The 18,836-nt window shown below is 67.0% G+C and carries 22 protein-coding genes; 14 read left to right on the top strand and 8 right to left on the bottom strand.

Features of this window, described 5'->3' with window-relative positions:
- Positions 1-69 precede the first annotated feature (69 nt).
- A complete protein-coding gene (locus tag MELE44368_RS25615; RefSeq protein ID WP_241566767.1) occupies positions 70-423 on the top strand; it encodes a hypothetical protein in 354 nt (117 codons plus the stop codon).
- 83 nt (positions 424-506) lie between these two features.
- Here the strand turns inward: MELE44368_RS25615 and MELE44368_RS25610 are convergent, their stop codons facing one another.
- Positions 507-1,787, bottom strand: a complete 1,281-nt coding sequence (locus tag MELE44368_RS25610) for a cytochrome P450 (RefSeq protein WP_128111025.1) — start codon at positions 1,785-1,787, stop codon at positions 507-509.
- 179 nt (positions 1,788-1,966) lie between these two features.
- Between MELE44368_RS25610 and MELE44368_RS25605 the strand changes: the two genes are divergently transcribed.
- Positions 1,967-2,656, top strand: coding sequence for a TetR/AcrR family transcriptional regulator (locus MELE44368_RS25605; RefSeq protein ID WP_128111024.1), 690 nt, complete (start codon positions 1,967-1,969; stop codon positions 2,654-2,656).
- On the opposite strand, the gene MELE44368_RS25600 is transcribed toward MELE44368_RS25605, so the two are convergent.
- The 3 genes from MELE44368_RS25600 to MELE44368_RS25590 are packed head-to-tail and all read right to left on the bottom strand — an operon-like array spanning position 2,572 to position 4,678.
- A complete protein-coding gene (locus MELE44368_RS25600) occupies positions 2,572-3,033 on the bottom strand; it encodes an Rv2576c family protein (RefSeq protein WP_128111023.1) in 462 nt (153 codons plus the stop codon). The two genes, MELE44368_RS25605 and MELE44368_RS25600, sit on opposite strands and share 85 nt — an antisense overlap.
- 53 nt (positions 3,034-3,086) lie before the next feature.
- Positions 3,087-4,241: a thiolase family protein gene (locus MELE44368_RS25595; protein WP_046752826.1), complete on the bottom strand. Its 1,155-nt coding sequence runs from the start codon at positions 4,239-4,241 to the stop codon at positions 3,087-3,089.
- A 14-nt stretch (positions 4,242-4,255) separates the two neighbouring features.
- Complete coding sequence (locus MELE44368_RS25590) at positions 4,256-4,678, bottom strand: Zn-ribbon domain-containing OB-fold protein (RefSeq protein WP_128111022.1); 423 nt, start codon at positions 4,676-4,678, stop codon at positions 4,256-4,258.
- A 61-nt stretch (positions 4,679-4,739) separates the two neighbouring features.
- On the opposite strand from MELE44368_RS25590, the gene MELE44368_RS25585 reads away from it, so the two are divergent.
- From MELE44368_RS25585 to MELE44368_RS25575, 3 genes are read left to right on the top strand one after another with little or no spacing between them, the layout of a single operon-like run.
- Positions 4,740-5,159 (top strand): nuclear transport factor 2 family protein, encoded by a 420-nt coding sequence (locus MELE44368_RS25585; RefSeq protein WP_128111021.1) that lies wholly within the window; start codon positions 4,740-4,742, stop codon positions 5,157-5,159.
- Between the two features lie 2 nt (positions 5,160-5,161).
- Entirely contained in the window at positions 5,162-5,314 is a 153-nt protein-coding gene (locus MELE44368_RS25580; protein ID WP_241566766.1) for a hypothetical protein, read from the top strand.
- The gene (locus MELE44368_RS25575; RefSeq protein ID WP_128111020.1) at positions 5,311-5,829 is read left to right on the top strand and encodes a VOC family protein; all 519 of its coding nucleotides are present in this window, start codon (positions 5,311-5,313) and stop codon (positions 5,827-5,829) included. The genes MELE44368_RS25580 and MELE44368_RS25575 overlap by 4 nt, the downstream gene beginning before the upstream one ends.
- 86 nt (positions 5,830-5,915) lie before the next feature.
- Here the strand turns inward: MELE44368_RS25575 and MELE44368_RS25570 are convergent, their stop codons facing one another.
- Positions 5,916-6,632, bottom strand: a complete 717-nt coding sequence (locus MELE44368_RS25570; RefSeq protein ID WP_128111019.1) for an enoyl-CoA hydratase/isomerase family protein — start codon at positions 6,630-6,632, stop codon at positions 5,916-5,918.
- A gap of 127 nt (positions 6,633-6,759) precedes the next feature.
- On the opposite strand from MELE44368_RS25570, the gene MELE44368_RS25565 reads away from it, so the two are divergent.
- The 6 genes from MELE44368_RS25565 (at position 6,760) to MELE44368_RS25540 (ending at position 13,366) form a co-directional block, all read left to right on the top strand.
- Positions 6,760-8,316 (top strand): AMP-binding protein, encoded by a 1,557-nt coding sequence (locus MELE44368_RS25565; RefSeq protein ID WP_128111018.1) that lies wholly within the window; start codon positions 6,760-6,762, stop codon positions 8,314-8,316.
- An 87-nt stretch (positions 8,317-8,403) separates the two neighbouring features.
- Complete coding sequence (locus tag MELE44368_RS25560) at positions 8,404-9,594, top strand: amidohydrolase family protein (RefSeq protein WP_128111017.1); 1,191 nt, start codon at positions 8,404-8,406, stop codon at positions 9,592-9,594.
- On the top strand, positions 9,591-11,051 hold the full coding sequence (locus tag MELE44368_RS25555) for a FadD3 family acyl-CoA ligase (RefSeq protein ID WP_264032699.1): 1,461 nt from the start codon (positions 9,591-9,593) through the stop codon (positions 11,049-11,051). The genes MELE44368_RS25560 and MELE44368_RS25555 overlap by 4 nt, the downstream gene beginning before the upstream one ends.
- Before the next feature lie 143 nt (positions 11,052-11,194).
- Positions 11,195-12,061 carry an Rv1363c family protein gene (locus MELE44368_RS25550; RefSeq protein ID WP_128111043.1) on the top strand — a complete coding sequence of 289 codons (867 nt, stop codon included), beginning with the start codon at positions 11,195-11,197 and terminating at the stop codon, positions 12,059-12,061.
- Positions 12,058-12,666, top strand: coding sequence for a hypothetical protein (locus tag MELE44368_RS25545; protein ID WP_128111016.1), 609 nt, complete (start codon positions 12,058-12,060; stop codon positions 12,664-12,666). The genes MELE44368_RS25550 and MELE44368_RS25545 overlap by 4 nt, the downstream gene beginning before the upstream one ends.
- A gap of 13 nt (positions 12,667-12,679) precedes the next feature.
- Positions 12,680-13,366 (top strand): IspD/TarI family cytidylyltransferase, encoded by a 687-nt coding sequence (locus MELE44368_RS25540; RefSeq protein WP_128111015.1) that lies wholly within the window; start codon positions 12,680-12,682, stop codon positions 13,364-13,366.
- Here MELE44368_RS25540 and MELE44368_RS25535 read toward each other — a convergent pair.
- Positions 13,335-14,075 (bottom strand): IspD/TarI family cytidylyltransferase, encoded by a 741-nt coding sequence (locus MELE44368_RS25535; RefSeq protein ID WP_128111014.1) that lies wholly within the window; start codon positions 14,073-14,075, stop codon positions 13,335-13,337. The genes MELE44368_RS25540 and MELE44368_RS25535 overlap by 32 nt on opposite strands.
- A 161-nt stretch (positions 14,076-14,236) precedes the next feature.
- Positions 14,237-14,824, bottom strand: a complete 588-nt coding sequence (locus MELE44368_RS25530) for an AfsR/SARP family transcriptional regulator (protein ID WP_128111013.1) — start codon at positions 14,822-14,824, stop codon at positions 14,237-14,239.
- A 172-nt stretch (positions 14,825-14,996) separates the two neighbouring features.
- Between MELE44368_RS25530 and MELE44368_RS25525 the strand changes: the two genes are divergently transcribed.
- A complete protein-coding gene (locus MELE44368_RS25525) occupies positions 14,997-15,416 on the top strand; it encodes a ChaB family protein (protein ID WP_128111042.1) in 420 nt (139 codons plus the stop codon).
- Here the strand turns inward: MELE44368_RS25525 and MELE44368_RS25520 are convergent.
- Complete coding sequence (locus tag MELE44368_RS25520; protein WP_128111012.1) at positions 15,413-16,708, bottom strand: MFS transporter; 1,296 nt, start codon at positions 16,706-16,708, stop codon at positions 15,413-15,415. The two genes, MELE44368_RS25525 and MELE44368_RS25520, sit on opposite strands and share 4 nt — an antisense overlap.
- A gap of 330 nt (positions 16,709-17,038) precedes the next feature.
- Between MELE44368_RS25520 and MELE44368_RS25515 the strand changes: the two genes are divergently transcribed.
- Positions 17,039-17,734, top strand: a complete 696-nt coding sequence (locus tag MELE44368_RS25515) for a MerR family transcriptional regulator (RefSeq protein WP_128111011.1) — start codon at positions 17,039-17,041, stop codon at positions 17,732-17,734.
- Positions 17,735-17,868: 134 nt separating this feature from the next.
- Positions 17,869-18,591: a DUF1906 domain-containing protein gene (locus MELE44368_RS25510; RefSeq protein WP_128111010.1), complete on the top strand. Its 723-nt coding sequence runs from the start codon at positions 17,869-17,871 to the stop codon at positions 18,589-18,591.
- Positions 18,592-18,836: the final 245 nt, after the last annotated feature.

Below are 18,836 nucleotides of genomic sequence, written 5' to 3'. Positions count from 1 at the left end.
TCCCAGACATGTGAAAATAGCGTCGTGCGATCTATCGGCGCAGTGTGTGCAGCCCTGGCAACGGTCGGTATGGGTGTCGCTGCCCCGCCGGCGTCCGCTCAGCCGGCGCCACCGCCGGTGCTCGAGTGCCACGAGCCGTCGTGCACGCCCGGGATCGCGCCCGGCATCGTGCTCGGGTCGTACTGCAGCAACACCACCCACTACGTGTTCGGCGTGACGTCGTGGGGCAGGTTGGTGTTCTGCGGTTCGCCGCGCCGATACGAGCCTCGCTGGTTCCGCTCGCCCGAGATGCACGGGATCAAGAACGAGGGCGACCTGTGTTCAGGGCTGGACGGCGACGTCGCCCAGGCGCCGGACGGCCTGTTCCTCAGCTGTTTGTCCAGGGACGGCCGGGCCGCATGGGAGTACGGCGGCAACGCCTAGACTCCCTTACCGCCGAGCAGACGCGAAAACCCCCGGTCTGGTGACTTTCCGGGGGTTTTGGCGTCTGCTCGCGCGATGGGAGCTCAGCCCGCGGGCGTGAACTCGATGTTCAGCTCGGTGAGCCCACGCAGGATGAAGGTCGGCTCGTAGACGTACTGCCGCGACTCGATCGGCCCGTGTTTCTCCTCGCTGATGGTGATATCGGCCATCCGGTCGAGGATCCGCTCGATCGAGACCCGGCCCTCCACCCGCGCCAGCGGTGCGCCGGGGCAGGAGTGGATACCGCGGCTGAACGCGATGTGCTCACGGACATTGCGTCGGTCCAGCTTGAACTCGTGCGGGTTGTCGAACCGTTTGGGATCGCGGTTGGCTGCGCCCGGGCTGACCATCACCGTCGTACCGGCCGGCACCGGGGTGTCACCGAGAGTCGTTGTCTTGCGGGCCAACCGGAACACGCTCTTCACCGGGCTGTCCATCCGCAGGCATTCCTCGATGAAGACCGGGATGAGGCTGCGGTCCTGACGAAGCTGGGCCTGGATGTCGGGCCGGTCGCCGAGGATACGCAGCGCGGCGCCGAGCAGTTTCGCGGTGGTCTCCTGGCCGGCGGCGAACAGGAACGTCGCGGTGCGGACGACGTCGACCACCTCCGGGGTCGAACCGTCCGGGTACTTCGCGGTCGCGATGGAGGTGAGCACGTCGTCGCGCGGAGATTCCCGACGCTCCTCGATGTAGCGGATGAATTTCTCGTCCGCCCACGCCAGGGGGTTCTCGGCGATCACCTCGTGGTCGAGGCTGCCGACGTTGGTCCCCGGCCGTTCGGCGCCGAACGCCTCGCGGAACTCCTCGTGATCGGACTCCGGAACACCGAGCAGGTCGGCTACCACCAACAGGCTGAACGGTTTGGCGTAGGCGGCCAGAAACTCACACTTGCCGTCGGCGATGAACTCATCGATGTGGCGATCGGCCAGCCGCCACATGAAGTCTTCGTTCTCCTTGAGCCGCTTGGGAGTCAGCAGCCGCGAAAGGATGGAGCGGGCGTCGGTGTGCTGCGGGGCGTCCATCGTCACCATGTGCTCGAACATCGGGATCTCGGTGCGGTGCTTTTCGATCAGCCCGCTGATGTCGTCGCCCTCGGGCGTGAACGGCAACGGCGTGAACGGGCCCATCACTGCGACACACGACGAGTAGTTCTCGCTGTCCTTGTAGACGGAGTTGGCGCCCTCCCAACCGGTCACCGCCAGCACGCCGTTGGTGATCGGACAGCACACCGGATCCTTCGCGCGCACGTGGTCGTAGTACGGGTGCGGATCGGGAACCAGGGAGGGATCGGTGAAGTAGTCGACGGAGTCGAAGTCGGTGGTCATGTGAAGCGCTTCCTTCCGGAACCCGTGGTCTCTGCGGTGGTTTTACGGCGCATGCGCGCGGGAACGACATATGCTGAGCATCTGCTTAGCATGGCGGTAGAGTCATGGTCAAGGCGACGGGGCCGGGGCGCGTCTAACATCTGCGTTTCGGGGCTCGAACGACACAGTGGGGAGTTGCGATGGCATCGGGGCGAAGGATCGGGGCACCGGAGGCGAAGAATCGCGGTGTCCTGATCGACGCCGCCGAGCAGCTGCTGCTCGAGGAGGGGTACGCCTCGGTGACGTCGCGCAGGGTCGCCGAAAAGGCGGGTCTGAAGCCGCAACTCGTGCACTACTACTTCCGCACCATGGAAGACCTTTTCCTGGCGGTGTTCCGGCGCATGGCCGAGGCGGGTCTGGAGGTGCTGTCGAACGCCCTGGCGTCGCCGCAGCCGCTGTGGGCGCTGTGGCGGTTCAGCACCAGGCCGGAGGCCACCCGGCTGACCATGGAGTTCATGGGGCTGGCCAACCACCGAAAGGCGTTGCGCGACGAGATCGTCTACTTCGCCGAACGTTTCCGAGAGGAACAGAACAAGGCGATCGCGGCCGCCCTTGCGCGCTACGGCGTCGAATCCAGCGATGTGCCGCCGGTGGTCTGGACGATGTTCGCCACGAGCGTGTCGCAGGCCCTGGTGGTCGAACGCGCGCTGGGCATGACGACCGGGCACGCCGAAATCCTGAAGTTCTGCGAGGAATGGCTCCGGCGCCTCGAGGGCGAACCGCTGGACGTGGACGGGTCCGACGATCACCAGTTGCGGATCGAGCAGAGCGCGCCGCGTGGACCGGCATCGGTGGCCACGACGACGCCGTCGACCGCGAGCACGCAGTGAATGTTCGGCGTTTGAGTTGACCGTCCGCTGGTCGCGGTGACCATGGCCCACTCGTTGGGGTTGGCCAGCATGACATCGAGCACCCACTGCTGGTCCGGGCCGACGTGGGCCTCGACCTTGGGGCTGTAGACGTACGGATTGTGGCTGTAGTCCGCCCAATTCGGCGGATCGGTGTCGCGGTAGTAGATCGACACGTCGAACGGTTGCTCGGCGAACACGGTGTACTTGACGTTGTGCATCACCAGCGGCGGCGGTGGCGGCTGGGCATGCGAGGCGCCACCGGCCGCCATGACACCCGCACCCGCGACGGCCGTCGCGGTCAGAACGCGCAGCGGGCGTCGCACAGCACTGGGCAGACGTACCGACCGGAACATCATCTGCCGGATTTTAGAGTGATCTCTTCGCCAACGAGGCGGAATCGCGTTGTGCATCAAGTTGTCAGGATCGTCGCGGACGCGGTCCCGGGCGCGCCGTACACCTGTGCCAGCCCCACTCGCGGGGTGCCGGGCACCTGACGCTCGCCGGCCTCGCCGCGCAACTGCCGCACCAGTTCGTGCACCTGCCGCAGCCCGGAGGCTCCGATCGGTTCACCGTTGGCGATCAGGCCACCGTCGGTGTTGATCGGCAGCGAACCGCCGATTTCGGTGGCGCCGTCGGCCAGTAGCTTCTCCTGTTCACCGTCGGCGCACAGCCCGGTCTCCGCCATATGGATCACCTCGGCGCCTGCATCGGTGTCCTGCAACTGCGCGATGTCGACGTCCTCGGGCCCGATGCCCGCCGCCTCGTATGCGGCCCTGGCGGCGTACACCGTCGGCGACGAATCCTCGTCCAGCGGAGCCGATGTCGCGTGCACCTCGTAGGCGCCGTAGGTGCGCGTCCGAATCTCGCTGGCGCGCACGTAGACCGGCTTGTCGGTAAACTTGTGCGCGATCTCGCCACGGCACATGATCACCGCGGCAGCGCCTTCGTCGGGCGCACAGAACATGTACTGGGTCAGCGGGTAATTCAGCACCGCCGAGTTGAGAATTTCCTCTTCGGAGATCGGCTTGCGGCGGAACGCATTCGGGTTGCGTTCACCGTTGCGGAAGTTCTTGGCGGCCACCTTGGCCAGGGTCGCCTGGCTGATGTTGTGGTCGTGGATGTACTTGTTGGCCTTCATGCCGAAGAACTTGGTGGTGACGAACTGCCCGTTCTCGGCGTACCACTGCGGCAGCGCCAGCTTGGCCGGGTCATCGGTGAACGCACCGCGCGGATGCTTGTCCAGTCCGATCGCGATGCCGATGTCGTACTTGCCGAGCCGGATGGTGTCGGCGGTCTGCTGGATCGCGCTGGCCGCCGTCGCGCACGCGTTGAACACGTTGGTGAACGTGATGCCGGTCAGCCCGACCAGGCGGGTGACGGCGTCGGGATTGGACACCTCGTAGCTGCCGCCGAAGCCGAACTGGATGTCCTTCCATTCCACGCCGGCGTCTGCGAGCGCGGCCTGGATCGCCTCCGCGCCCATCTCCATCGCCGTCTTGTCGAACCGGCCGAACGGGTGCAGGCCCACGCCGATGATCGCGACATCGTTTGTTGCGGTGCTCATGGCCTCTGCTCCTCCTAGACCGGCTTGAACGCGAAGGTGACGACCTCGTTGCCGTCGTCGTCAGTGGTGAACGGCACCATCGTCAGCTCGACCTCCATGCCGAACTGCAGCTTGGCCGGGTCGTTCTCGGTGAGCCGGCCCTCCACGCGGATGATGTCGTCGAGTTGCACCAGCCCGACCCCGAACGGAACGAAATCCTTGCCGGTGGGGCCTTTGTACGGCGGCCCGGGCGGGAAGCCCTGCGTCGTCCACGCCACCAGCGTGCCGCGACGGGGCAGCTTGACTTCGGACATCTCGGCCGCGCTGCACTTCGGGCAGCGCTGCTGCACCGGGAACGTGGTGGCTCCGCATGCGCCGCAGGTACTTCCGATCAGTTGCGGGCTCTCGTCTGGCCACGTGGAGATTTCCGGCGCGAGCGCGATCTGCTGGGTAGACACGGGTTGACCATAATTGGAAACGGCGTTCTCGTCTAGAGAGAACAAGTGCTAGCCTGCCGGCGTGGACGCCGACAAAGCAGAGATCGCCGAGGTGCTGATCCGCTACGCCACCGGGATCGACTTCAAGGACTGGGCGCTGTTCCGGACCTGCTGGACCGACCAGGTCGACATCGACTACGGCGACCTCGGCACGTTCACCGACGCCGACGCGTTCACCGAGCTGATGAAGCAGATCCACGACCCCATGGGGCAGACCTATCACCGGCTCTCCAACATCACCGTCGACCTCGACGGCGATCGGGCCGCGGCGCGCTCCTATGTGCGGGCGGTGCTGCAGGCCGTGCCCGGCGACTCCAACAGCTGGATCGACGCGCTGGGCCACTATGACGACGAACTGACCCGTACCGCCGACGGATGGCGAATCAGCAAGCGCACCACCAACATCGCGCGCGTGATGAGCGCCGCAGGCACCGCGGACTGAACATGCGTGCCGTGGATGCCGTCGTCGACGGTCGACTCGACCCCTCGCCGAGCATCGGCCGCACCATCGGCCTCGATGAGGTGCCCGAGGCCATCGACCAGGTCCGCGAGGGGCAAGGCCCGCCCCGTGTCGTCGTGCACCCCGGCGCGCCATGACGATCCTGCCGGGGCCGATTCGCCAGATCGGCTACGTCGTCACCGATCTCGACCGCGCGCTAGCCGCCTGGCTGGAACTCGGTGTCGGCCCGTGGTTCGTCATGCGCGGGCTGACGCTGACCGCGCGCCATCGCGGCCTACCGTGTCAGATCACCCAGTCGTTGGCGTTGGCCAACAGCGGCGACCTGCAGGTCGAACTGATCCAGCAGGAGGACCAGACCCCGAGTGTCTTCACCGAGTTCCTGGCCGCCAACGGTGAAGGGCTACATCAATTCGCTTACTGGACAGAGGATTTCGACGCCACCATGGGAGCGGTACAGGCGGCCGGCTGGCCCGTGGTGTGGTCGGGCGGCGAGGACGTCGGCACCCGGTTCGCCTACGTCGAGCCGCCGAACCGCCCGGCGAGCGTCGTCGAGATCATGGAGCTGACCGAGATCACGGCGGGCATGGCGACGTTCGTCCGCGACGCCGCCGCCTCCTGGGATGGCAGCGACCCGATCCGTCCCCTCGGCTGACGTCGTCACGGTGTCGGCGAGATAGCAGCCAGGGTCGCGAAATCGGTCGAGCGGCAGCCTGGAATGCTATTTCGCCGAAAACGGACTTACTTGCCGCGGTTCATCGCCTTGTCGGCGGCGGTCCAGTGCTCGTCGGCGACCCACAGCCGCGCGAACGCGGCGACGGCCTCGTCGGTCGAGACACCGCGCATCACCCGCTTGATCTCCCCGGCGGGACGGGTGGCGAGTTGATGGGCGATGGCGCGCCACGCCTCGTCGAACGACTCGCGGGGGAGCACGCGATCGACCAGACCGACGCGTTCGGCCTCGGCGGCCTCGAGGATGGTGCCGGTGCCAGCCAACAGCAGCGCCTTGCTGTAGCCGACCAGCGCGGTCAGCCGCTCGGCGCCGCCCCAGGCGGGCATGATCGCCAACGCGACCTGGTTGAAGCCGATCTTGATGTCGGCGGCCGCCAATCGGATGTCGGCGGACACCGCGAACTCCGCGCCCCCGCCGAGCGCGTGCCCGTTGAGCACGGCGATGGTGGGCGCGGGAAAGTCGGCGATCCGGTCGCAGACCGAGCGCATCCGCCACGCCATGGCGGCGGCGTCTTCCTCGGTCCGGATGGCCGCGAGCTGCTTGAGGTCACCGCCCGACACGAATGCCCGGTCGCCGGCGCCCTTGAGGACCAGGGCGCCCGCGCCATCGGCGCCGTCGAGCGCCTTGTCCAACTGCTCCATGGTCTCCGGCGCGATGGCATTGCGAGCCTCCGGACGGTCGATGGTGATGACCGCCAACGCGCCGTCCCATTCCAGCTCGACCATCAAGCGTTCTCCATGTGCGGTATTGGCATTCTCAGAATTGGAGAATAGCATCGCCTCCGAGTCGGAGGCCGTTCGCACGGGCCTGCGGCGACCCGATGGCGCGAAGACACGCGAAGAACAGAGGTCGATGCGAAACATCCCCGCCGAGCTGGTCGAACGCTACGAGCGCGAGGGGTGGTGGACCCCGGACACGCTCGGCGATCTGCTGGCCCGCAACTTGACCGCCCATCCCGACACCGGCTTCTGGGTGCACTCCGAAATCCGGCCGTTCGCAGGCACTTTCGCTGACGTCGAACTCAGCGCCCGTCGGCTGGCCGCGGGCCTGCACGCCAGGGGCGTCGGCCCCGGCGATGTGGTCGCCATGCAACTGCCGAACTGGATGGAGGCCGCCGTCACCTTCTGGGCGTCGACGTTGTTGGGCGCGGTGGTGGTGCCTATCGTGCACTTCTACGGCCGCAAGGAACTGGGCCACATCCTGTCGACCTCGCAGCCCAAGGTGTTCATCACCGCCGAGGAGTTCGGCCGGATGAGGTTCGCGCCCGACCTGTGCGCCGACATCCCGGTCATCGGGCTGGTGGGCGACAACTTCGAGGATTTGCTCGCCGATGAACCCATGGCGGGCACCGTTGCGACCGACCCGGCGCGCCCTGCGCTGATCGCGTTCACCTCGGGCACCACCAGCAAGCCCAAAGGCGTCATCCACAGCCACCAGACGTTGGGCTTCGAGACGCGCCAGCTGCTGGAGAACTATCCGAAGGACCGCGGCAGGCAGCTCACCGCGACGCCCGTCGGCCATTTCATCGGCATGCTGGGCGCGTTTCTCATCCCGGTCCTCGAAGGCGCGCCGATCGATCTGTGCGACGTGTGGGATCCGGGCAGGGTGCTCAAACTCATGGAGACCGAAGGGATGTCGATCGGCGGCGGGCCACCGTATTTCGTCACCAGCCTGCTCGACCACCCGGACTGCACCGACGCGCACCGAGCGCGGTTCACCACCGTCGGGCTCGGCGGCTCGACCGTGCCCGCGGCGGTGACGCGCCGGCTCGCGGACATGGGCATGTTCGTGTTCCGGTCTTACGGCAGCACCGAGCATCCGTCGATCACCGGGTCGCGGCCGTCGGCGCCGGAGGACAAGCGGCTCTACACCGACGGGGACCCGCGACCCGGTGTCGAGATCCGGCTCACCGAAGAAGGCGAAATCCTTTCCCGCGGACCGGATCTGTGCCTCGGCTACACCGACGACGAACTCACCCGGCGCGCGTTCGACGACGACGGCTGGTATCACACCGGCGACATCGGCGTGCTCGACGAGGACGGCTATCTCACGATCACCGACCGCAAGGCCGACGTCATCATCCGTGGCGGGGAGAACATCTCGGCGCTGGAGGTCGAGGAGGTGCTGCTGGGGATGCCGAGCGTGGCCGAGGCCGTGGTGGTGGCCGCGCCCGACGAACGCCTCGGTGAGCGCACGGCCGCGGTGCTGCGCGTCCGCGACGGCCACCAGATGCCGACGCTCGATGACGTGCGCGCGCACTTCCGGCAGGCGGGCGTGGCGATCCAGAAGTGGCCCGAGGAACTGCACCGCGTGCCCGACGGCGAGGACTTTCCGCGCACGGCGAGCGGCAAGGTGCAGAAGTTTCTGGTCCGCGAGCGCGTGCAACAGGTGGGCACCCTCGCGAACTGAACGGACCCCCGCCGCAGCCCCGGCGAGGTCGTTGCAAATCGATCGCTGATGAGAATAGGATTCTCCCAAGAAGAAAAGGAGTGTTCCATGGGACAACTTTCCCACCGGGTCGACATCCCGTTTCCGCTGTTCGACGCGGACAACCACCTCTATGAGCCGCCGGAGGCGATGACCAAGTACCTGCCGAAGGAGTACCAGGACGTCGTCCAGTACGTCGAGGTCAACGGCCGCACCAAGATCGCGATCCGCGGCCAGATCAGCAACTACATCCCCAACCCCACCTTCTCGGTGGTCGCCAAGCCCGGCGCGTGGGAGGAGTACTTCAAGTTCGGCAACCCCGAGGGCAAGAGCAAGCGCGAGCTCTTCGGTGAGCCGATGCGCTCGATCCCGGCGTTCTTCGAGCCCGCTCCGCGCCTGGAGCTGATGGATGAGCTCGGCGTCGACCGCACGCTGATGTTCCCGACCCTGGCCAGCCTGATCGAGGAGCGGCTGCGCGACGACCCGGTCGCCATCCACGTGCTCATCCACTCGCTGAACCAGTGGCTCGACGAGGTGTGGGGCTTCAACTACAAGAACCGCATCTTCACCACGCCGGTGATCACCCTGCCGATCGTCGAGAAGGCGATCGAGGAGCTGGAGTGGTGCGTCAAGCGGGGCGCCCGCGCGATCCTGGTCCGGCCCGCGCCGGTGCCCGGCTTCCGCGGACCGCGCTCGTTCGCGCTGCCGGAGTTCGACCCGTTCTGGGAGAAGTGCGTCGAGTACGACGTGTTCGTCGGCATGCACTCGTCGGACAGCGGCTACTCGCGCTACACCTCGGAGTGGGACGGCGTCGCACAGGAGATGCTGCCGTTCCAGACCAACGCCATGTCGATCCTCAACGAGTGGCGCCCGATCCAGGATGCGGTGGCCTCCTGGGTGATTCACGGCGCGCTGTTCCGGCACCCGAAGCTGAAGGTCGGCATCGTCGAAGCCGGGTCGAAATGGATGTTCCCGCTGCTGGATTCGATGGCCGAGGTGTACAAGAAGGCGCCTGAGGCGTTCCTCGGCAACCCGATCGAAGAGATCAAGAACCGCATCTTCGTCAGCCCGTTCTACGAGGAGGGCATCGACGACCTGATCAACCTGATCGGCGTCGAGCAGGTGCTCTACGGCTCGGACTGGCCGCACCCGGAAGGCCTGGCCGAACCCACCCACTACGTCACCGCGCTCGAGCACCTGTCGGTGGAGGATCAGGCGAAGATCATGGGCGGCAACCTCGGCCGCCTCGTCACCGTGTGACGCAAGGGCACTGGGAGACCATCCCCGAGATGGTCTTGAGCGCAGCGGACCGCTTCGGTGACGCGGAAGCGGTTGTCGACGGTTCGCTGCGCCTTTCCTACGCCGATCTGGTGCAGCGAATCCGTTGCGCCGCAGGGGCATTCGCCGAAGCCGGTATCGGCAAGGGCGAGCCGGCGGCGATCTGGGCGCCCAACTCCGCGGAGTGGATCATCGCGGCGTTCGGCCTGATGGCCGCCGGCGGTGTGCTGGTCCCGGTCAACACCCGGTTCAAGTCCGAAGAGGCCGCCGACATCATCGGCCGCAGCCGCGCCAAAGTCGTTCTGGTGCAGAAGGACTTCCTCGGCCTGGACTACTCTGCCCCGGCGGGCGTGCCGGTGATCGACCTGAAGTCCGATTTCCTGTCCAGCGGTTCGCCTTTCGCGCACGACGGTATCGACGGCTCCGACGTCTCCGACATCATCTTCACCTCCGGCACGACCGGACGGCCCAAGGGCGCGAAGATGAACCACCGCCAGACGTTGCGGATGTACGAGGAGTGGGCGACGCTTGCCGATCTGCGCGAGGGCGACCGCTACCTGATGATCAACCCGTACTTCCACACGTTCGGCCTCAAGGCCGGCCTTGTCGCGTCGTTTCTGCGCGGCGCGACGATGGTGCCGGTCGCGGCCTTCGATGTCGACCGGGTGGTCGAGCTGGTCGAGCGCGAGCGGATCACCATGCTGCCCGGCCCGCCGACGCTGTATCACTCGTTGCTCGCCGTCGAGGACAAGGACAAGCTCGCGACGTTGCGCGCCGCCGTGACGGGCGCGGCCGACATCCCCGTCGAGCTGGTCCGACGGATCCACGACGAGCTGCCGTTCCAGACGCTGATGACCGGCTACGGCCTGACCGAGGCCGGCAACGTCACCCTGTCGCGTCCTGGCGACTCGTTCGAAGACGTCGCCACCACCGCCGGGCTTCCGTGCAAGGACATCGAGGTGCGCGTCGCCGACGACGGCGAGGTGCTCGTGCGCGGCTACGGCGTCATGCAGGGCTACCTCAACGACCCGGCCGCCACCGCGGAGGCCATCGACACCGACGGCTTCCTGCACACCGGGGACCTGGGTGAGTTCACCGAGTCGGGACGGTTGCGGATCGTGGGCCGCAAGAAGGACATGTTCATCGTCGGCGGCTTCAACGCCTATCCGGCGGAGATCGAAGGCTTTCTGCTCGAGCATCCCGCGGTCGCCCAGGCCGCGGTGATCGGGGTTCCCGACGAGCGGTTGGGGCAGGTGGGCAAGGCGTTCGTCGTGCGCAAGGATGGCACCGGCACGGTGAGCGAAGAGGAACTGATCGCGTGGAGCCGCGAAAGAATGGCCGGGTTCAAGGTGCCACGGTATGTAGAGTTCCTCGACGAACTGCCGTTGAACGCCACCGGCAAGGTGATGAAGGACCGCCTTCAGCACGACAACGGCTGAGCACACAGCACAGCCTGTAAACGGCGTTTCCGCAGGAAACGGGACCTGGCCGGGACCCGCGGGGCCGGGTATCGTCGCGGCGATACTCCAACTGGATAATCGCATTCTCATCAGTGGTGCAGGCAAGAGACAAGGAGGTCGCCGTGCCGTCATTTAGGCGCCGAGCGTCGGCCGGCGACACAGAACGCGTCGAGAAGACGCCGACAACGCCTGCAGACGCGGCGGAGTCCACCAACGCGCTGGCGCTCGCCGAGGCCGAGGCGCAGGCTGCCGAAGCAGAAGCAGCCGCCGAGGCCGCGCGCGCCAGGGCCCGCGCGATCCGGTTGCGCCGGGAGGCCGAGGAGGCCGCGGCACGCGCCCGCGACGACGAGCCCGACAGCGACGCCGGCGCCAGTGACTCGGACGCCGGCGAACAGGAGGCACAGGAGACCGCAGAGGAGACCGAGGCAGCCGCCGTCGACGCCGCCCCCGAGGACGCCGGGGAAGAGCCGAAAGAGCAGCCGGCCGAGTCCGGTCGCCGCTGGGGCCGCATCCTCAAAGCGGTCGCGATGTCGCTGGCTATTCTCTGCACCGGCGCGCTGCTGGCCGCCAGCGGATACATGGTGTGGCAGCACCGCAAGGCGAACGACCTGGAGAAGCTGGAGGCCGAATACGCCGCCGCCGGGCGCCAAAGCGTCGTGACGTTGATGTCGTTGGATTTCAACAACGCCGAAGCGGACGTCCAGCGCATCATCGACAACTCGACCGGCCAGTTCAGAACCGACTTCGAGGGCCAGGCGGAGGATTTCGTCCAGGTGGCCAAGGACTCCAAGGTGGTCACCGACGTCACGGTGAACTCCACCGCCGTGGAGAAGATGACCGATGACACCGCCGTCGTCCTGGTTGCGGCCACGTCGCGGGTCACCAATGCCGCGGGCGCCCAGCAGGAACCGCGCGCCTGGCGACTGTCAGTCGACCTGCAAAGAGACGGCGACCAGATCAAGATGTCGAAAGTCGAGTTCGTGCCGTGACCGTTGACGAGAACGCAGACGTGACAACCGAATCCCCCGAGACCGACGAGGCTGTGGAGGCGGCGGAAGGCACCGAAGAAACCACCGAGAAGAAGGCCCCCAAGCGCTCGACGGGCGCGATCCGCCGCCATCTGGGCGCCATCCTGGTCCCCGTCGCGCTCATCGCCGCGGCGGGCGCGACGGCGTGGGTGTATTTCGGGCTGTACCGCCCCACCCAGCAGACCGACGAGGCGGCGAAGAACGTCGTGCTGGAGGCCGCCAAGAACGCCACCGTCGCGATGCTGTCGTATTCGCCGGACACTCTCGACCAGGATTTCGCCGCGGCCAAGTCGAACCTGACCGGCGACTTCCTGTCGTACTACACGCAGTTCACTGAGCAGATCGTCACACCGGCCGCCAAGGAGAAGAACGTCAAGACCTCGGCAGCGGTGGTGCGGGCCGCGGTCTCCGAAATGCAGCCCGACTCCGCGGAAGTGCTGGTGTTCGTCAACCAGGTGACCACCAGCAAGGAGAACCCGGACGGCGCGTTCGCCGCCAGCAGCGTCAAGGTGGGCATGGAGAAGATCGACGGGCGCTGGCTGATCGCCCAGTTCGACCCCGTCTAGCAGCGCGGCTTCGGTGGACCTCTCGGCGATTGTGCCGCTGCCGGCTTCGGTCGCGCAGAACCCGGCGTCGGCATTCCTTCCGTTGGCCGGACAACCCCCGCTGGTACGGATCGTGCGCGCGCTGCTCGACGCGGTCACCGAGCCGGGGCGTGTCGTCGTTGCGGCCGCCGAGCCACTTGTCGCCGACGCGCGCGCCGCCCTTGCCGACAGCGCGTCCGTGACGGTCGCCGCGGCCGAGCGGCCCGGCTCGCGGGCACAGTGCCTGCGGGCCGGGTTGGAACACCTTGAGCACCAAGCGTTGTCGACGACGCACGTGCTGATCGGCGATATCCGTCAACCGCTGGTTTCCGCGGAGTTGTGCCACCGGGTGATCGCCGGGTTGACCGACGGAGTGACGGTCCCGGCCCTTCCGGTCACCGACAGCGTCAAAGCCGTCGATGCCAACGGCAGGGTGATCGCCACGGTGGATCGGTCCACGTTGGCCGCTGCGCAGTATCCGCGGGGCTTCGCCGTCGGCCCCCTGGCGTCGTTGCTGTCACGGCACACCGCAGAGGACTTCGACGAGATCGACGAGGCCCTTCGCGCCGGACTGCCGATCACCGTCGTCGCCGGAGACCCCGACGGCTATCGCGCCGCGCTACCCGCCGATGCGCCGTTCCTCGAGGCGGTCATCGCGAGCCGGCACCAGGATGGGAACTGATCCGGTCGGCGAGCAGGTGTTCGGCGATGGCGATGTCGCGGGCGTAGGTCACCTTGATGTTGCGTTGTTCGCCGGGGAAGGTGCGGACCTCCACATCGGTGAACGCCTCGACGCACGACGACGTGTCGGTGGCCTCGAAGCGCTGATGCTCGGCGGTGCGGTAGGCCTGCAGCAGGGGAGCGGCCCGAAACGCCTGCGGCGTCTGGACCCGAACCAACGTCGCGGTATGTCTCGGCGACTCGATCCGATCGCCGGCATTCACCACATCGGGCAGGGGCAGCGCCGGGATCGCACCGCCGTACTCGCGGGCCACCGACACCGCGGTGACGAACATGTCGGCTCCGGCCACCGGGCGGGCTGCGTCGTGGATCAGCACCACGTCGATCGCGCCGGATTCGATGTCCGCGGCCAGGTACCGCAACACGTTGAACTCCGAGGCGTGCCTGCTGTCCCCGCCCTCGACGAACTCGACCGTGGCGGTGGGGAGTTCACGGCTCACGGTGTCCTCGGCCAGCCCGCGCTCACCCTGCCGGTAGACCAGCACCACCCGCGCGACGTCGGCCAGCTGGCTGAGGGTGTCCAACGACCACGACACCATGGCGCGATCTGCCACCTGTAGGTAGGCCTTGTTGCCGTCGGCGCCGACCCGCGACCCCAGGCCCGCCGCCAACACCACACCGACGGCGTAGGGCTTCGAGGACACACGCATCCACGTATCTTGACACTGAGCGGCGTGCGCGGACGGTTCACGCGGCGGTCAATCCTCGGCGTGCCGGTCGTGATCCCATCGTTCCAAGCGGGTCTGCAGGTCGTACAACGCAATTGCGACCACCGGGATCCCCAGCCCCACGCTGAGCACCAGTACGGCGTTCACGGCAGTCTCGAATCACGAGAGTCGGCGTGCTTTCGGGCGACGGTGGCACCGGTGTGTACTGAGCGAAGCGCGCCGCGAGGATGGTGCACGACCGGCTTGTCCGCGCCGTGACCGAGCGCTTCGACGGCGCTCATCCGCAGCGCGTGGTAGCGGCTGCGCTCCGGACGGATCCACGGCTCGGTCCACTTGTCGAGCAGTTCACCGGCGCGCAAGAGCGGCACCAGATCGGTGACGAGCTGTGGCTCGACGACGACGCTTTCGACGAGCAGGCGATCGATCAGGTCGACCGCGTTGTGCCAGTCGACCGACACGTCTGGGGCAAGCGCCATGTACTGGCGTTCGTCGATGACGAGCGGGTCCGCACCCACCGGGTGCAGCCGCCAGGTCGCAGACCGCAGGCTGGCGACGGCCTTACGGGTCTGCGTGTTGGGCCACAGCGTCGCGCACACCCAGAGGCGGTGCATCGGCCTGCGCTTCAACGCCAGCAGGGCGACGAGCCGTTGACTGCCAGGTGGCAGCGTGACCTCGCGGTCGCCGATGTGTACGGCGAATCCACCCAGCAGGTGCAGCGCGTATCGGTTCACGCTTCGATCGTCGAGCCGACGGGGTGCACGCACACGCGTAGTGCGCTACTCGTCTCCGGCGTGCGCCCGCGGCACTGGCTTGGTTAGCACGTTTAGTCGTCGGACGGCCGGGAAACCCGATGTGCGGCTGTTCGACGAAGAGGACACGAAGCACAGCGAGGAGGTCGACACCATGCCGAAGACGACGAAGAGCGGCAGTGCCCGCAAGAGCGAGCTGCCGAGCACACTGCAGAAGTCGGACGCCAAGGCGCAGCGGACATTCGCGAAGGCCCACGACGCCGCGGTCAAGGAGTACGGCGAGGGCCAGCGCGCCCACCGCGTGGCCTACAGCGCCCTCAAACACAGCTATGAGAAGGTCGGCGACCATTGGGAGCCGAAGTCCAAGAAGGGGCCGTCGGACCAGCGGGCGCGCAGCGGCGGACCGAACGCCAAGGGCAAGACCGCCGAAGGCGTCGACGCCAACGCATCGAAGAAGCATCTCGTGGACGTTGCACGTCGCCTCGATATTTCGGGTCGCTCCACGATGAACAAGGACGAACTGGTCTCCGCGATCAAGAAGGCCAACCGCCGAATGTCCGCGCGCAACCGCTAGTCGCGGCCCGGCGGCTGTACGTCCAGGCTCTCGAGAAGTAGTCGCTCCCTCATCAGCTCGGGTGGGGCACCCTCGAGCCCCATCTGCCTGCGGGCCTTACGGCGGGGGATGAGGATGCCGATGACGGCCAGCGCCCAGACCGCGTACTGCACGGTCCACGCCAGCCGGAACGACTCGAACGAGAAGCCCCCGGCGGCCTCGAGGATGACGCCCATCGTCTGCATCACCAGCAGCGAGGCGGCGAACCCGCCCATGTTGACCATCCCCTGGGCGGTGCCCAGCGTGGCGCTCGGGTTGAACGTGCGCGCGAAGTCGAAGCCGACCATCGAGCCTGGCCCGCCGACCGAGATCACCACCACCAGCGTGACCAGCAACCAGAGCGGGGCACGGTCGGGCAGCGCCAGCACGACGGACCAGACCAGGGCATTGCTGCCGATGATCGCCAGGACCAACCGTGACCGCCGGTGCGGATGTCTGCCGGTGAAGATGCCGATCGCGATACCCGCCCAGATGGCGGATGCGACCGAGAGGGTCAACAACGCGCCCGCCGTGCCCGCCGAAACGCCTTGTCCCACCGTCAGGTAGGGCACCCCCCACATCAGCGCGAAGACCGTGACCGAGAACTGCGTGCCCATATGGGTGAAAAAGCCCAGTCGAGTCCCCGGTCGCAACCACACGGTCTTCACGTTCGCCAGCGTTTCGGTGATCGACGCTGTCTGGATGTCAACGACGGTGCCGTGCGGGGCGTTCTTCACCAGCAGCAGCGTCAAGACGATCGACACCACACCCAGCGCCGCCACCGATGCGTAGGCGGTGGTCCAGCCCTGCGCGTTGAGCAGCGCGAAAAACGGTACGGCGGAAAGGACTTGGCCGAGTTGTCCGCAGATACCGGTCAGCTGGGTCACCAGCGGGACCTGTCGCGGCCGGAACCAGTGAGGCACGAGGCGCAGCACGGAGATGAACGTGAAGGCGTCACCGAGACCGAGCACCGCCCGGGCGGCAATGGCAGCGGGCAGCGACTCGGTGAACGCGAGCGCGAACTGCCCCGACGCCATCAACGTGGCACCCGAGATGATGAGGGTCTTCGAGCCGAACCGGTCCAGCAGCACCCCGGCGGGGACCTGGGCGGTGGCGTAGACGACCACCTGCAAGACGACGAACGTGGACAGCACGCTCGGGCTGGCGTGAAAGCGGTTGGCGGCTTCCAGACCGGAGACACCCAGCGTCGTGCGGTCGAGCACGGCGACGATGTAGGCGAACAGTCCGGTGGCCCAGACGATCCAGGGACGCACAACGAACCTCGCTGACCCATTGTTGTGATGTCTGCCGGGAGCATCGTCGCGTAACACCGACCGTCGGCGCCAATCGCGCTGTGGTGAGCTCACCCACCTCGCCCGCCGTCGACCACACCGAGTTGGCTGGACGTTGAGCAGGTGCACAGCGCGCAACGACCCGATGCGGGCCGATAACGGCTCTCAACAGCTTTGCCAAGCACCGCTAGCAAATATCCGAAGATGTGCCCTTCATTCGCTCACGCGCGTCAGATCGCGGTTACAGTGGTCGCATGGTTCGTGGCGGTGCCGGGTCGAGTTGCACCCCGCACCCGGCGGGGAGGCCCGGGGTTGGCTGAGTACCGACTCGAGGAACTCGCGCGGATCTCCGGCGTGAGCGCCCGCAACATCCGCGCCTATCGCGAACGGGGTCTGCTTGATCCCCCGCGCCGGGTCGGCCGGTCTGCGTTCTACGACGACTACCACCTGTCGCAGCTACGCACCATCAACCAGTTGCATCGGCGCGGCTTCAACTCGGCGCACATCGCCGAGTTCTTCGCGAGCATGCGCCAGGGTGCCGATCTGGCCGACATCCTGGGAATTCAGCGCGCCGTACTGGGCCCGCCCGTCGAGGAGGCCGCCGAACGGGGGTCGAGCGCATCGACCGCGGTGCGGCCCGGCATCGACCTCGATCCCGACAGTGACGAGGCGCGTCGGTTGGTCGAGTACCGCCTGGCCGAGGTGAGGGAGGGCGCCGTCGTGCTCACCGACCCGGCGATCGGCGAAGTCATCGCTCGGAGACCGGACCCGCTGCTGTATGTGCGCGCGCTGCTGCGGATCTACGAAGCGACCCGGCCGGCGATCGCGAGCATGGCCGACGGATTCGTCGAGGTGCTCGAGGAATGCGTGGCCGACAGGTTCGGCGACCATGCCCCGGCGCCCGACGAGATGAGCCGCGTGATCCAGGATTTCCGCGACCTGTGGCGCCGGGTGGTGGCCGGTGAGCTGGACAAATCCCTGCGACAACAGCAGAAGCCGCCGGCCTAGCTCGGTTCGGTGCGGTTCGCTGGGCAACCGCGCCGGCGTCGCGCCGTAGCGCGGGTGACGGGACGGAATCTTGATACAGCTGTGACCAGTGGCGTAACCGTTAATTACGAGGCGTCTGTCGTACCCTGTGGCAGATGTCGATTTCGCGGCGCGCAGTGCTGAAAGGGGCGGTAGCGGCGCCGGCGGTGCTGGCTGTCGGTGGTGGCCTGCAGGCGGTGGCGACCCCGGCGGCATCGGCGGCGCCGCTGGGCATCCTGCTGGACTACGCGGCAGGCGTCATCAAGGCCAGCGACATCCGTGCCTCGGGCGCGATCGGTGCCATCCGCTACGTCTCCGACCGCCGGCCGGGTGGCGAGTGGATGCTCGGCAAGCCGATCCAGCTGGGCGAGGCCCGCGACCTCTACCAGAACGGCTTGAAGATCGTGTCGTGCTATCAGTACGGCAAACGGGACACCGCGGACTGGCTGGGTGGCCAGAAGGCCGGCGTCGCCCATGCCAAGCGGGGCTGGGAACTGCACGTCGCGGCCGGCGGTTCCTACGGGGCTCCGATCTACGCGTCGATCGACGACAATCCGACCTACGAGCAGTACAAGCAGCAGGTGGCGCCGTATCTCCGCGGCTGGGAGGCGGTGTTGGGGCGTCAGCGCGTCGGTGTGTACGCCAATTCCAAGACCATCGAATGGGCGGTGCAGGACGGGCTGGGAAGCTACTTCTGGCAGCACAACTGGGGGTCGCCCGGACGGGTCGCGCACCCCGCGGCGCACCTGCATCAGGTCGAGATCGACAAGCGGTCGGTCGGGGGAGTCGGCGTGGACATCAACCACATCCTCAAGCCCAGCTACGGGCAGTGGGACTAAAACCTTACCGATTAGTAAGTAACGCCAGCAAACAACTACAGGTGGCTGGAGCCGCGCACTAGACAATTCTCGCCGGATTGTCGCCTTTTTCGCCTCCGATCCGGACGGCGGGACGCGACGAGAAATCTTAGATAACGATTCGATAACAATACTGCCTTGATCAGGGAAATTAGCCCTACTCGACCGTAACCACCTGCATGCAGGACGTTTGTCCCAGAAGCCTTCTGCCCGCGCTGAACTCCGCG

It is taken from the genome of Mycolicibacterium elephantis DSM 44368 (genome assembly GCF_004014805.1).
Classification (GTDB): domain Bacteria; phylum Actinomycetota; class Actinomycetes; order Mycobacteriales; family Mycobacteriaceae; genus Mycobacterium; species Mycobacterium elephantis.
Note: the sequence above shows the minus strand (reverse complement) of the source record. Positions and strands in the feature narration are given on the sequence as shown.